This window comes from Rhodophyticola sp. (assembly GCF_965284195.1).
In the GTDB taxonomy this organism is placed as follows: Bacteria; Pseudomonadota; Alphaproteobacteria; order Rhodobacterales; family Rhodobacteraceae; genus Rhodophyticola.
Map to the genome: position 1 here is coordinate 254,465 of NZ_CBDIRM010000001.1, position 13,716 is coordinate 268,180.

12 protein-coding genes are annotated in these 13,716 nt (G+C 64.8%); 8 read left to right on the forward strand and 4 right to left on the reverse strand.

All coding sequences use genetic code 11. From position 1 onward, the window contains the following. Positions 1-6 precede the first annotated feature (6 nt). The 3 genes from ACQ651_RS01370 to ACQ651_RS01380 are packed head-to-tail and all read left to right on the forward strand — an operon-like array spanning position 7 to position 3,377. Complete coding sequence (locus tag ACQ651_RS01370) at positions 7-1,629, forward strand: FAD-dependent oxidoreductase (protein ID WP_227284196.1); 1,623 nt, start codon at positions 7-9, stop codon at positions 1,627-1,629. A 5-nt stretch (positions 1,630-1,634) separates the two neighbouring features. Then, positions 1,635-2,420, forward strand: coding sequence for a GNAT family N-acetyltransferase (locus ACQ651_RS01375; protein WP_430447964.1), 786 nt, complete (start codon positions 1,635-1,637; stop codon positions 2,418-2,420). A gap of 39 nt (positions 2,421-2,459) precedes the next feature. Further along, positions 2,460-3,377, forward strand: a complete 918-nt coding sequence (locus ACQ651_RS01380) for a DMT family transporter (protein WP_227284194.1) — start codon at positions 2,460-2,462, stop codon at positions 3,375-3,377. On the opposite strand, the gene ACQ651_RS01385 is transcribed toward ACQ651_RS01380, so the two are convergent. Further along, the gene (locus tag ACQ651_RS01385) at positions 3,374-4,453 is read right to left on the reverse strand and encodes a Hint domain-containing protein (RefSeq protein WP_430447966.1); all 1,080 of its coding nucleotides are present in this window, start codon (positions 4,451-4,453) and stop codon (positions 3,374-3,376) included. The genes ACQ651_RS01380 and ACQ651_RS01385 overlap by 4 nt on opposite strands. A 594-nt stretch (positions 4,454-5,047) precedes the next feature. Here ACQ651_RS01385 and ileS point away from each other — a divergent pair. The 4 genes from ileS (at position 5,048) to ACQ651_RS01405 (ending at position 9,913) form a co-directional block, all read left to right on the forward strand. Next, positions 5,048-8,008, forward strand: coding sequence for an isoleucine--tRNA ligase (ileS, locus tag ACQ651_RS01390; protein WP_430447967.1), 2,961 nt, complete (start codon positions 5,048-5,050; stop codon positions 8,006-8,008). 35 nt (positions 8,009-8,043) lie between these two features. Further along, the gene (locus ACQ651_RS01395) at positions 8,044-8,496 is read left to right on the forward strand and encodes a nuclear transport factor 2 family protein (protein WP_430447969.1); all 453 of its coding nucleotides are present in this window, start codon (positions 8,044-8,046) and stop codon (positions 8,494-8,496) included. Between the two features lie 86 nt (positions 8,497-8,582). After that, a complete protein-coding gene (yghU, locus tag ACQ651_RS01400) occupies positions 8,583-9,455 on the forward strand; it encodes a glutathione-dependent disulfide-bond oxidoreductase (protein WP_430447971.1) in 873 nt (290 codons plus the stop codon). A 5-nt stretch (positions 9,456-9,460) separates the two neighbouring features. After that, on the forward strand, positions 9,461-9,913 hold the full coding sequence (locus ACQ651_RS01405) for a methylated-DNA--[protein]-cysteine S-methyltransferase (RefSeq protein ID WP_430447972.1): 453 nt from the start codon (positions 9,461-9,463) through the stop codon (positions 9,911-9,913). Between the two features lie 49 nt (positions 9,914-9,962). Here the strand turns inward: ACQ651_RS01405 and ACQ651_RS01410 are convergent, their stop codons facing one another. Next, positions 9,963-10,727 carry a YgfZ/GcvT domain-containing protein gene (locus ACQ651_RS01410; protein ID WP_375550463.1) on the reverse strand — a complete coding sequence of 255 codons (765 nt, stop codon included), beginning with the start codon at positions 10,725-10,727 and terminating at the stop codon, positions 9,963-9,965. Between the two features lie 127 nt (positions 10,728-10,854). On the opposite strand from ACQ651_RS01410, the gene ACQ651_RS01415 reads away from it, so the two are divergent. Further along, positions 10,855-12,048 (forward strand): pyridoxal-phosphate-dependent aminotransferase family protein, encoded by a 1,194-nt coding sequence (locus ACQ651_RS01415; protein WP_227284188.1) that lies wholly within the window; start codon positions 10,855-10,857, stop codon positions 12,046-12,048. Here the strand turns inward: ACQ651_RS01415 and ACQ651_RS01420 are convergent. Both ACQ651_RS01420 and ACQ651_RS01425 read right to left on the reverse strand, forming a co-directional pair. After that, positions 12,045-13,151, reverse strand: a complete 1,107-nt coding sequence (locus ACQ651_RS01420) for a pyridoxal phosphate-dependent aminotransferase (RefSeq protein ID WP_227284187.1) — start codon at positions 13,149-13,151, stop codon at positions 12,045-12,047. The two genes, ACQ651_RS01415 and ACQ651_RS01420, sit on opposite strands and share 4 nt — an antisense overlap. A gap of 207 nt (positions 13,152-13,358) precedes the next feature. Continuing rightward, positions 13,359-13,712 carry an SH3 domain-containing protein gene (locus ACQ651_RS01425; protein ID WP_227284186.1) on the reverse strand — a complete coding sequence of 118 codons (354 nt, stop codon included), beginning with the start codon at positions 13,710-13,712 and terminating at the stop codon, positions 13,359-13,361. Positions 13,713-13,716 lie beyond the last annotated feature (4 nt).

A 13,716-nucleotide genomic window follows, 5' to 3' on the forward strand; every position in this document is an offset into this window, starting at 1 on the left:
ACCGGGATGGAATCGCTTGCCGCCGATCTGACCACGATGATCCGCACACCGCTTCATGACGCCCATGTCCGCGCCATGGCGCGCATCGGCACCGAGCGGCATCTGAAAGCGGGGGAGTGGCTGGCCCATGCCGGCGATCCGATCACCGAGTTTTGCTATCTGATCGAGGGCGAGATCGAAGCGATCGATCCGCGCACCAACCAGCGATACGGCAATGCCTCCCTCGGGCCGACGCAATTCTTCGGCGATATCTCGTTTCTGTCGGGCGGGACCGCGATGATGTCGGCCCGCGCCGTGAAGGATACGACGCTTCTGTGCGTGCCGCGGGACGCGATGCTCGACCTGATGCGGCGGATCCCGGAAATGTCGGACATCATCATCACGGTCTATGCCGCGCGCCGCCGGGGGCAACTGGAGAGCGGGCGCGCCAGCCTGACCCTGATCGGCGCCGAGGCCGACAGGAACATCCGCCAGATCGCCAGTTTCGCCGGCCGGAACCGCATTCCGGTTCGCTCGCTCACGCTGGACGAGCATGAGGCCGAGGCGCTGGCCCATCAATGCAATATCGGGGCCCCGCAGCCGGCGGTGATTTTCGGCAAGACCGATGTGATTGCCGATCCGACGCCGCGCAAGGTTGCGGCCCTGCTCGGCCTTGATCTGACATTCGACGCGGACGAGGTTCACGACGTGCTGATCGTGGGCGGCGGACCGGCGGGCGTGGCGGCGGCCGTTTATGCCGGGTCCGAGGGAATGAACGCGCTGGTGGTGGAGGATATGGCGATTGGCGGGCAGGCGGGCACGTCAAGCCGGATCGAGAACTACATGGGCTTTCCCACCGGCATTTCCGGCGCGGACCTGTGTTGGCGGGGCGAGGTGCAGGCGATGAAGTTCGGCGCGCGCTTTGCGGTGCCGCGACGGGCGGCGGGCCTGTCCGTGCGCGACGACGGGACGTTCTGTATCACCCTCGATGACGGGGCCGAAACCTGCGCCCGCGCGCTGGTGGTGGCGACAGGCGTGCAATATCGCCGCCTGCCGATCGAAGGGCTGGAACGGTTCGAGAGCGCCGGCGTCTATTACGCGGCAACCGATGTGGAGGCACGCTATTGCCGCGATACCGAGGTGGTCGTGATCGGCGGCGGCAATTCGGCCGGTCAGGCCGCGATGTTTCTCAGCCGGACCGCGCGGCATGTCCATGTACTGGTGCGCGGCCCGTCGCTGGCCGCGTCGATGTCCGACTATCTGCTCAGCCGGCTGGAGGCCGACCCGAGGATCACCATCCATTACCGGACCGAGATGACCGCGCTGCATGGCGGAGAGGAGCTGGAGGGCGTCGATATCCGCGACAAATCCGCAGGCCAGGACTGGCGGATCAACAGCAGCGCGGTGTTCATCATGGTCGGCGCCGCCCCCAATACCGGATGGTTGTCCGGCCATGTGGACCTGGACGACCGCGGTTTCGTGAAAACCGGGTCGGCGGTCGGGGCGTCCTCGGCCTATGCCACGTCCTGCCCGGGGGTTTTCGCCGTGGGGGATGTGCGTGCGGGCTCGGTCAAGCGGGTCGCAAGTGCGGTGGGCGAGGGCTCCGTCGTGATCTCCCGGGTCTGGGATTTTCTCGAAAACCGGGACTGAACGCGATGCTGAGATCCCTGGGGCTCAGAAGCGATGTGGTGGTCCAGCGCGGCGTCAGCCTGATCGAGCGCCATCCCGACAGGCTTGTCCTCCGCACCCCGTCGGAGCCGGATTTCTGGTTCGGAAACATGCTGATCTTTCGCCACGGGGAAGTGGACCCCGACGCGCAGATCGCCCGATTTCACGCCGATTTCCCCGATGCTGGCCACGTGACGCTCGCCTGGGACGTGCCGGGTATGGTGCCGGGCGCGGGCCATGCGGAACTGGCCCGCCGGGGGTTTGCAATAGAGGCGGCCGATGTGCTGACATTGACCGGCCCGCTCCGGCGCCATGGCACTCCCGAAGGGATCACGATCCGCCCGGTCGCCACCGATGCGGACTGGGATCAGGTGATAGGCTTGCAGATCGAGACAGGTGTCGAGGAAGGGTATGATCCCGGCCCGCATCGGTCTTTTGTCACGGCCCGTTTCTGCAATCGTCGCCGCCATCTCGGGGTCGGCGGGGCGGTCTGGCTGGGGGCGTTCGAGGGTGACCTGCTGGTTGGCGATCTGGGCGTGTTTCTGGGTGATGGGGTCGCGCGCTATCAGAGTGTAGAGACCCGGGCCCGTTATCGCCGCCGCGGGATTTGCGCGGCCCTTGTCACCGCGGGCGCCGATTGGGCCGCCGCAGAGGAGCCACACGCGATCCCGGTGATCGTGGCGGATCTGGATGGCGCGCCGGGCCGGATCTATCGCCGCTGCGGCCTTGCACTGGCCGAGACTTTGATCTCCGCCGTCAAGGGCAGCTATTGACGGCTGACATCGCGGGCGAAACATGTCAGGCCTTGCCCCATGACCGCCGACCGCCCCCTTCTCGGCATCCTGCTGATGCTTGGCTTTTGCATCGTGATCCCGGTTGCCGACGCGCTCGCCAAGATACTTGGCGATACCATCCCGCTGCTGCAGTTGATCCTTGTGCGCTTCGGGGCGCAGGCGGGGCTGCTTCTGCCGTTTGCCCTCCTCGCAGGCGCCGCGCTCTTCCCCTCGGCGCGGATCGTGCGGCTGACATTGCTGCGCACGATCCTGCAGGTTCTGGGGCTTGGTCTGATGTTCACGGCGCTGCGCTATCTGCCGCTTGCCGATGCGGTCGCCATCGCGTTCGTGATGCCTTTCATCATACTGATCCTCGGAAAGTACTTCCTGGGTGAGGAGGTGGGCCCGAGGCGGCTGATCGCCTGCGCGGTCGGTTTTGCGGGCACCCTCATGGTGGTCCAGCCGAGCTTTGCCGAGGTCGGTGCACCCGCGCTCCTGCCGCTCGGTGTGGCGCTGGTGTTTGCGCTCTTCATGCTGGTCACCCGGAAAATCGCCAAGGAGGTGGATCCGGTGGCGCTGCAGGCGGCCTCCGGTCTGATGGCGCTGCCGCTTTTGTTGCCGCTCTTTCTGTTTGCGCCGGGTCCGGGCAGCAACCCGCCGATGATTGGCTGGATCGCCCCGCAGAGTACCGAGTTGTGGCTGCTGGCCGCCGTTGGCGTCTTCGGTGTCGTGGGTCACCTGCTGATGACATGGAGCTTGCGCTTCGCGCCATCGGCCACGCTGGCGCCCATGCAGTATCTGGAGATTCCCATGGCCACGCTGGTCGGCTGGCTGGTCTTCCGCGATCTTCCCGACGGGCTGGCGGCCTTCGGCATTGCGCTGACCATCGCCTCGGGGCTTTACGTCGTCCTGCGGGAACGGGCCGTGTCGCGGGCCGCGGCACCGCCTGCCGCCTAAACCGTTTCGCGCTGTTCCACCGCGTGGGCCAGCGGGGCGGCGCCCTGATGACGATAGACCGCACGATACGCCTCGGCCTCATACCGGCGCAGCACCGGCGCGGCCGTCGGGCCGTAGGCGGCCGGCCGCCGGATCAGATCGGGATAAAGGCTCAGCAGTTCGGCCATCGGCTCGTAGTCCAGCGCCGCAAGCGCCATGTCGGCGGGAAAGAAGCTTTCGCTGAGGCAGCCATTGGCATCGACGATCCGATGCCTGTCGAACATCAGATGGGTGTAGGTGATGGTCCCGCCCGTCCGGCGGTCGACCCCGGGCAGGCCAACCAGATGTTTGGCCGCGACCAGCGCCCGGTCATGGCCGAAAAGCAGATCCAGCGCCAAATCCTCGAAATAGATCCGGTGTTCCGGGGACACCACAAGCTCCTCGGAATTGCCGATTGCGCCCGCCGCGATCACCACCGGCGCAAACCGGCCTTCGGCCTCGACCGTCGCGCGGCCGATCCAGCTGACGGGGCAGGCCGGATCGTCCAGCGTCCAGATCATCTGCCCGATCTCCAGATCTTCCACCGGAACCGGGCCGTTCGGGCCGCGCAGCACCGTCCGCGGGCCGAAACAGGTTATGAAATCGGAATAGCTGGACGACCCGTTATTGCTGCCGCCGGTCTTGACGTAGCGGGTGCCGTCGACCAGCGCTATATCGCTGGCAAACCCCCAGACATCCGATGTATTTCCGCCTTGCGAGAAGACATAAACCGTAATCTGCGGCCCGGTTTCATTGCCGAACTCGTCCAGTGCGCGCAGGAAAATCTGCGATTCCGATTCAACGCTGGCGCCGTCGCTTACAATCCCCGCGCCATCGGTGATGGTGTGGCTGCCGGGCTGATCGTCATCGAAGATGGATGTGTTGCTGCTGAGATCGTTCAGCGCGATGTTCACGCCAAACCCGGCGGCGTAATCGAAGATCGTGCCATTCGGAGTGCTGGAATTGTTGATGATGCTGCTGCCCGGCGTCAGCGATGGCGATCCGGCGGCGACAGTCAGTCCAGCACTGTCGAAAGCGACAAAATTTCTGATAGCCATTCATTTTCCTGACTCAATACACTCATTACATACGCGGAGATATTGACTAAAATTCATGCTGCGAAGTGAAGAAATCGGGGCATTGTCGTGACGCAATGCCAGAGTTTGGCCAGAATTCGCTCATGAAAGAGCCCCCAATCCGGGTAATTCCGGCGGATTATCGCCGGAAACGGAATTAATTAACAAAGCATGAAGGGGCGCGGAGCCGATTTAACGGTTTCTTGCGAATCAGCCTGCAGACAGCGGCGTTCTCAACGTCGGTGCCGCCGCCGGCCTCTCGGAGCATGACCCCTCATACGACCTTTGCGCTGCTCCCGTCGAAGGGGCGGCGATCCCGCCGGGGGCACCATGGATCGGTGGTTCAGCGCGGGGCGCGTCGGCACAGGCCCTCAACGGGCGCTCCGTGGGTGCGTTCGGCATCTTTACGCCGCAGCGCCGCGCGCCTATAACCCGGGTCATGACGTATGTGATCGCGCGCATCATCATTCGAATTACAACCCCGGCTCTCTAGCAACTGAGACGCCGGGACAAGGTGTTTGAGCCCTCGCACCGCCCTGAAATCCCTGAAGAATTCCGCACCAAAGGACGCCTGACATGTGCGCCGAGACCCCTGATTACAAGTCCACCCTCAATCTGCCGCGAACCGAATTTCCGATGCGCGCGGGCCTGCCCAAGCGCGAGCCCGAGTGGCTGGAAAGATGGGAGAAAATCGGAGTTTACGACAAGCTGCGCGAGAAAGCGGAAAACCGCGCGCCCTTCACGCTCCATGACGGCCCGCCCTATGCCAACGGGAACCTGCATATCGGTCACGCGCTGAACAAGATCCTCAAGGACATGGTGGTGCGCAGCCAGCAGATGATGGGCAAGGATGCCCGCTACATCCCCGGCTGGGACTGCCACGGCCTGCCCATCGAATGGAAGATCGAGGAGAAGTACCGCCAGAAGGGGCGCGACAAGGATGCCGTGCCCGTGGTCGAGTTCCGTCAGGAATGTCGTGATTTCGCAACGGGTTGGGTGGATATCCAGCGCGAGGAGTTCAAGCGTCTCGGCGTCACCGGCAAGTGGGAGAACCCCTATCTGACGATGGATTTCCACGCCGAACGGGTGATTGCGGAGGAGTTCCAGAAGTTCCTGATGAACGGCACGCTCTATCAGGGCTCCAAGCCCGTTATGTGGAGCCCGGTCGAGAAGACGGCGCTCGCCGAGGCGGAGGTGGAGTATCACGACCACCAGAGCCATACGATCTGGGTCACCTTTCGGGTACTTGCTGACAAGCGCACCGATCCGTTGGTCATGGGGCCAGGTCTGACCCCGGGGCGGCTAGAGCCGCTTGGCGATCTGGACGGCGCGCATGTGGTGATCTGGACGACGACGCCCTGGACGATGCCGCAGAACCGGGCGATCTGTTTTGGTCCGGAAATATCCTATGGTTTGTACGAGGTTACAGGCCGCCCTGAGGAATGCTGGGCCAAAATCGGCCGCAGATATCTGATGGCGGATACATTGGCGGAAAGCATTTTCACCCAGGCGCGGTTGGACGACACCATGTATCGCCGGCTGCGCGACGTGACCGCCGACGAACTGGGCACGCTGGCTTGTGCCCATCCTCTGCGCGGCGTCGAGGGCGCGAACGGCGAGTGGGACTTCGACGTTCCCGTCCTTCCCGGCGATCATGTCACCGATGACGCCGGGACCGGGTTCGTTCATACCGCGCCCAGCCACGGCGATGACGACTACCAGATCGGGCTGAAATACGGGCTGCCGATGACCTATAACGTGCTGGAAGATGGCTCCTTCCGGCCCGACCTGCCGTTTTTCGGAGGCACGCAGATCCTCAAACCGAACGGCAAGGAGGGCAATGCCAACACCGCCGTGATCGACAAACTGGTCGAGGTCGGCGCGCTTCTGGCCCGAGGCCGCCTCAAGCACTCCTACCCCCACAGCTGGCGCTCCAAGGCGCCGCTCATCTATCGCAACACGCCGCAATGGTTCGTCGCCATCGACAAGCCGGTCGGCGACGGGCAGGACACCTATGGCAAGACCATCCGTGAGCGCGCGCTGCGCTCCATCGACGAGCTGGTCACCTGGACCCCGCAGACCGGCCGCAACCGCCTGCATTCGATGATCGCGGCGCGGCCCGACTGGGTGCTGTCCCGCCAGCGGGCCTGGGGCGTGCCGCTGACCTGCTTCGTCCGGAAGGGGGCCAAGCCCGATGAGCCCGATTTCCTTCTTCGCGATCCGGCGGTGAACGCCCGTATCCTCGCGGCCTTCGAGGAGGAGGGCGCCGATGCATGGTACAAGGATGGCGCCAAGGCGCGGTTCCTCGGCAACGACCACGATCCGGACGCCTATGAGCAGGTGTTCGATATCCTCGATGTGTGGTTCGACAGCGGCTCCACCCACGCCTTCGTCCTGCGGGACCGGCCCGACGGCTCCGAAGACGGCATCGCCGATCTCTATCTGGAAGGCACCGACCAGCATCGCGGGTGGTTCCATTCCTCGATGCTGCAGGCCTGCGGTACGATGGGCCACGCGCCCTATCGCGGCGTGCTGACCCATGGTTTCACGCTGGACGAAAAGGGCATGAAGATGTCCAAAAGCTTGGGCAACACCATCGTGCCCGAGACGGTCGTCAAGCAATACGGCGCCGATATTCTGCGGCTCTGGGTGGCGCAGGTGGACTTTACCAACGATCAGCGTATCGGGCCCGAAATCCTGAAAGGCACCGCCGACAGCTACCGGCGGCTGCGCAACACGATGCGGTTTCTGTTGGGCAGTCTGGCCGATTTCAGCGAGGCGGACCGGGTCGCGCCCGCAGAGATGCCCGAACTGGAGCGGTGGGTTCTGCACCGTCTGGCCGATCTCGACCAACTGGTTCGGGAGGGCTATGCCAGATACGATTTCCAGGGCGTGTTTCAGGCGGTCTTCACCTTCGCCACCACCGATCTTTCGGCCTTCTATTTCGATATCCGCAAGGACGCGCTGTATTGCGATGGCGACACGCCGCGGCGCCGTGCCGCGCGCACGGTTCTCGATATCCTGTTCCATCGACTGACCACATGGCTTGCGCCGGTTCTGGTCTTCACGATGGAGGAGGTTTGGCTGGAGCGGTTTCCGGGGGAGGAAAGCTCGGTCCACCTCACGGATATTCCCGAAACGCCGGCCACGTGGCGCGACGATGCACTTGCCGCGAAATGGGCGAAAATCCGCACCGCGCGGCGCGTGGTGACGGCGGCGCTGGAAATCCAGCGTCAGGACAAGGTGATCGGGGCTAGCCTCGAAGCGGCCCCGGTGGTCCATGCCCGCGATGGCGACATGCTGGAGGCGCTCAAATCCGTGTCCTTCGACGATATCGCCATCACGTCGGGTCTGACGCTGACCGGCGATCCGATCCCGGCGGAGGCGTTCCGCCTGCCGGAAGTGGAGGGCGTCGGCGTGGTGTTCGAGATGGCCGAGGGCGAGAAATGCCAGCGTTGCTGGAAGATCCTGCCCGATGTGGGCCGGCATGCGCATCCGGGCGTTTGCGGACGGTGTGATAAGGCGCTGTCGGACTGAGGAGGAAGGGCGCGACCGGTTCGCGCCCGTTTCCCGTGGACGGTACGGCGCGGGTTTGCGGCGTTGACCCCAAGTCAATTCGTACAAGCTCCGATGTCCTTCTCAGCCGCTGCCGTCACCGATATCGCCCATGCCTATACGGCCGCCTGGAATTCCGGCGATCCCGACGCGGTGGCATCGTTTATGCGGAGGACGGCGAGATCATCCTCAATCGCGGCGAGCCGTGGACGGGCCGTGCGCGCGTGGCCCAGATGGCGGCGGGATTCTACGCCGATGTTCCGGATCTGGCGCTGCCCTGCCATGTCGTGCGGCCAGCGGGCGATCACGTGATCTTCGTCTGGAGTCTCACGGGCCATGATGCCGGCACCGGGAACCCCCTGAAGATCAGCGGATGGGAGGAATGGGATCTCGATGAAGACGGCAAGGTGATTGCCTCCAAAGGCTGGTTCGACGCCGAAGACTATGCCCGTCAGGCATCAGGCGACTGACTTGCAAATTCGCACATTTGCTTGTGCCTTGGGTTTTCCGGTCGCGCGGCCTAGCTTGCGATGGAATTGCAAACAGGAGGCCCCGCATGACCCGTTCCGACGACTACACACCCCCCAAGGTCTGGACCTGGGACAAATCCTCCGGCGGGAAATTCGCCAGCACCAACCGCCCCATCGCGGGCCCGACCCATGACAAGGAACTGCCCACCGGCAAACACCCGCTGCAGCTTTATTCGCTGGCCACGCCCAATGGGGTGAAGGTCACGGTTCTTCTGGAGGAGTTGCTGGCGGCGGGCCACGCAGAGGCCGAATACGATGCATGGGTGATCAACATCTCCGAGGGGGATCAGTTCGGCAGCGGCTTTGTCGACGTGAACCCGAACTCCAAGATACCGGCCCTCGTGGACCTGTCTACCACGCCGCCCACCCGTGTTTTCGAGTCCGGCGCGATCCTGCTTTATCTGGCCGAAAAGCACGGCGCGTTCCTGACGGACGCCAAAGACCGGCCCGAGATGCTGTCCTGGCTGTTCTGGCAAATGGGGTCGGCTCCGTATCTGGGGGGCGGGTTCGGCCATTTCTATGCTTACGCGCCGGAGAAATGGGAGTATCCGATCGACCGGTTCGCGATGGAGACAAAGCGGCAGCTCGACGTGCTGAACCGGCATCTGGCCGACAGGGACTGGATGGCGGGCGGGGTCTATTCCATCGCCGATATCGCAATCTGGGCATGGTACGGGCAACTGGTTCTGGGCCGTCTCTACGATGCGGCGGAGTTTCTTGACGTGGCCAGTTACACCCATGTGGTGGAATGGGCCGGTCGCATTGATGCCCGCCCGGCCGTCCAGCGGGGCCGCATGGTCAACCGCACCTTCGGCGAGCCGAGCATGCAGTTGTACGAGCGTCACGACGCGGGCGATTTCGAGACCCGGACCCAGGACAAGCTGGACGCGGCGGAATAGGGCGCATGCAGGCGAGCGTGGAAACCCCGGTCGGCTGGCTGACCCTGACCGAGGAGGATGGCGCGATCGCCGCCGTCCGCTGGCGGCAGGGTGCAGGCGCGGCATCGACACCGATCCTGAGACAGGCGATGGCGGAGCTGGAGGCCTATTTCGCGGGAGATCTGACGGTGTTCACCGTGCCGCTTGCGCCAAGTGGCTCCACGTTTCAACGCGCGGTCTGCGATGCGATTTCCGCCATTCCCTACGGTTATACCCGCACCTACGGAGAGATCGCCGCCGATCTGGGCCAGTCCGCCCAATCCGTGGGGCAGGCCTGTGGCGGCAACCCGATCCCCATCCTGATCCCCTGCCACAGGGTCATGGGCGCCAAGGGTCTGACCGGCTTTTCAGGCGCGGGCGGGGTGGAGACCAAAGTGGCGCTTCTGCGTCATGAGGGGGCGGCCTCGCTTCTCATCTGACCGTCGCGCGTGGTGACGGTGCCGCCGCCCCGCGCGGGATTCACCCGGATCAGCCCCTGGCGCCGGGCCAGGACAGCCGCGCCTCGCCCGCCGTCATCGGACCCTTGGCGCGGTCGAAGCGCAGATAGGCCAGGGCACGCCCGTCGGCTTGGGTGTAGACCGTGCCCGCCGCGCGGCCATCCTCGGCCAGAACCTCCGTTCCGACCGGCACCGCGCCCTCGATCTCGACCTGCACCAGACCTTTGCGCAGCTCGGTCTTGTGCTTCATCCGCGCCGTCACCTCCTGCCCGACGTAACAGCCCTTGCGATGGTCGACGCCGGACAAGCGGTCAAACCCCATCTCCAGAATGAAGCTGCCATCGGGCACCAGTTCCACGCCTGTTTCGGGGACCACATGGCTTACGCGGAGCGCGTCCCAATCCACCTCGGGCTGGCCGCCCTCCATCCCGTAGCCGCGCCAGCCAAGCGCTGCATCGCGGGGGTCGGGCCATGCCCCGGCGGGGGCCTCGCCCAGACCGCGCACAACCGGCAGACCGCTGTCCTCTATCGTCACATCGGCGCGAAGCTTGTACATCATCAACCGCTGCGCCAGCGCCTGAGCCGCGTCGGCCTTCACGTCGAGCAGGATGTGATCGCCCCGATTGAGAAGGAAGAAATCGGCAAGATACTTGCCTTGCGGGCTCAGCAGCGCGGAATAGGCCAGCCCCTCCCCCTCGGGCTTGAGATCCTGAGTCACCAGCCCGTAGAGGAAATGCTCCCGCTCGGCCCCGCCGATCTTCAGGACCATCCGGTCCGTCGCGATTTCACCTGTCATATCATCGCTCCTGATATCTCAAATCACAGCTAATCATGACCCTGCCGCTGCCAAGACCTGCCCGTGCAATTGACCGGACGCAATCCCCGATTTACGTCTGGCCCTACTGTAAAGGAAAGACGCAAAGATGAGCCTTGCCAACGGTCGCCATTACCTCGCCATCCCCGGCCCCTCGGTCATGCCCGACCGCGTGCTGCAGGCCATGCATCGCCCCGCGCCGAACATCTATACCGGGGAACTGGTGGATATGGTGGCCGATATCGTGCCCGATCTCAAATCCGTGGCCCGGACCCGGCATGACGTGGCGATGTATATCGCCAATGGCCATGGCGCGTGGGAAGCGGCGTTGACCAATACCCTGTCGCGCGGCGACCGGATCCTGATCCTTGGAACCGGCCGATTCTGTCTTGGCTGGGGCGAGATGGCGAGCGCGCTTGGCGTGGAGGCGCAGGTAATCGATTTCGGTCTTGCATCGGATATCGATATGGGGCGCGTGGCCGAGGCGCTGGCCGCCGACCGGGATCATCGGATCAAGGCGGTTCTGGCCGTCCATGTGGACACTGCAACCTCCGTGAAGAACGACATTCAGGCCCTGCGAGAGACCCTGAACGCCGCCGACCACCCGGCGATGCTGTTTTCCGACAACATCGCCTGCCTGGCCTGCGATGAGTTCCATATGGATGACTGGGGTGTCGATCTGATGGTCACCGGCAGCCAGAAGGGCCTGATGACACCGCCCGGAATGGCCTTTGTCTATTTCAATCCCAAGGCCGATGCGGCCCGGGACACCGCCGATCTGGTCACCCCCTATTGGGATTGGCGTCCGCGAACCAAGCCGGAGCTTTTCTACCGGTACTTCTGCGGCACCGCGCCGACCCATCATCTTTACGGCTTGCGGGTGGCGCTGGACATGATCCTGAAGGAGGAGGGGTTGGAACAGGTCTGGGCCCGCCATGCCACGCTGGCCCGTGCGATCTGGGCCGCGTTCGAGACATGGGGGCAGGGTGGGCAGATGCGCCTCAATATCGCCGAGGCCGGCAAACGCAGCAACGCCGTCACCACGGTCAACATGGGCGGCGGGAACGCGACGCGGCTGCGCGAATGGATGATCCATGAGGCGGGCGTGACCCTGGGCATTCCGCTCGGCATGGACGCCGCGCCGGATGATTTCTTCCGGATCGGCCATATGGGCCATGTGAACGCGCAGATGGTTCTGGGTGTTCTGGGCAGCCTTCAGGCGGGCATGGCCGCGCTGCAGATCCCCCATCATCCGGGCGGGCTGGAAGCCGCCACCGCCGTCATCGCCGGAACAGGAGCCTAGCCCGCGGCCTCGGCCAGCGCGTCGGGTAGCGCGGCTTCGAACAGCGTCAGATCGGCCTCCGTTCCGCAGGAAACCCGGATGCAGCGATCTTGCGGCGGCGTGAAGGGCATGCGCACGAAAATTCCCCGCCGGCCCAGTGCGGCGACCACGGCGCGGGCGAAATCTCCGTCCCGCCCGCAATCGATGGTGACGAAATTCGTGGCCGATGGCAGCGGCGTCAGCCCGGCTTCGCGGGCGATCCGGCCAATCCGCTCGCGGGAGGCGGCGATGCGCGCAAGCGTGGCGTTCAGATGGTCCTGATCGCTCAGCGCGGCGAGGGCCGCGGCCTGCGCCAGCCGCCCGAGGCCGAAATGGTTGCGGATCTTGTTGAAGCCGGCGATCAGGTCGGCATGGGCCAGCGCATAGCCGACCCGCAGGCCCGCCAGACCGTAGGCCTTGGAGAAGGTCCGAAAGCGGATCACGCGGCGGTCCTCCATGTCCAGCGCCGGGGCGGTGCCCGGCGGGGCCATATCGACATAGGCTTCGTCCAGCGCCAGAAGGCAGCCTTCGGGAACGGCCTCAATCATCGCCTGCACGGGGGCCGCCGCGTGCCAGCTTCCCATCGGATTGTCGGGATTGGCGAAGTAGATCAGTTTCGCGCGCGCCTCTTCCGCGCGGGTGATCAGCGCGTCGGGGTTTTCATGGTCGCCCTGATAGGGCACCTGATGCAGCACGCCGCCGAAGCCCGCCACATGATAGTTGAACGTCGGATAGGCCCCGGCGGAGGTCACGACCGCGTCGCCGGGCTCCACCAGCATCCGGGCGAGATATCCCAGAAGCCCGTCGATCCCTTCGCCCACAACGATATTTTCCGGCTGCACGCCATGATGGTCGGCCAGTGCCCGGCGGAGATCGAACACTTCGGGATCGCCATACATCCAGGCTTCGGCGCCCGCATCGGCAATTGCCTTCAGCACATTCGGGGATGGGCCGAAGACGCTTTCGTTGGCGCCCAATCGTGCGACGAAAGCCGCGCCATTGGCGCGTTCCTGGGTTTCGGGGCCGACAAAGGGCACGGAGGCGGGCAGGCTGTCCACCAGCCTTGTGTAACGGGGTCCGGTCATGGGCGCAGGAAAAGCCGAAAGCGGGGCGCGGTGCAAGAGGCGTTCCGGGCCATTCGCCGTCATGGCCCGCGCCCGGCAGCCATCGGCCTTCATGCAGGATGTCTACCCCACTATGGGGTCGATGAAGGCTCTCTCTCGACGGCCCGGCCGGGTGCCGGCGGTGGACAGGTTGCCGGGAAACGCGCGCGCGCGGTCGCCGGTAACCCTTCAGCCGCCATCTTCCGTTAGGTATCGGGCATTGACCCAGCCGATCTGGCGGCCGTTCCAGCCGACCAGGCACCAGCGCGACTGACCGGCACCCCACGCGGATTGCTGCGCCTCGCTCAGCGCGAAGAACTGCTCCCGCGTTATGGTGGGGACGCAGACCACCTGAACCAGCGCGCGGGCGTCATGGGGCAGTGTCTCCAGCACCTGATAGCGGGTGCCGGGGCCAGCGCGCGCGTTCAGAACATCGTTCGCGGAGACACCGCTGACCCGCCACCCGTCGGGCCCGTCGGCCTCCGCAAGCGCGGGGGAGGCGAGGGACAATATCGCGGCCAGAGCCAGAAAAATGCGCGTCATCGGG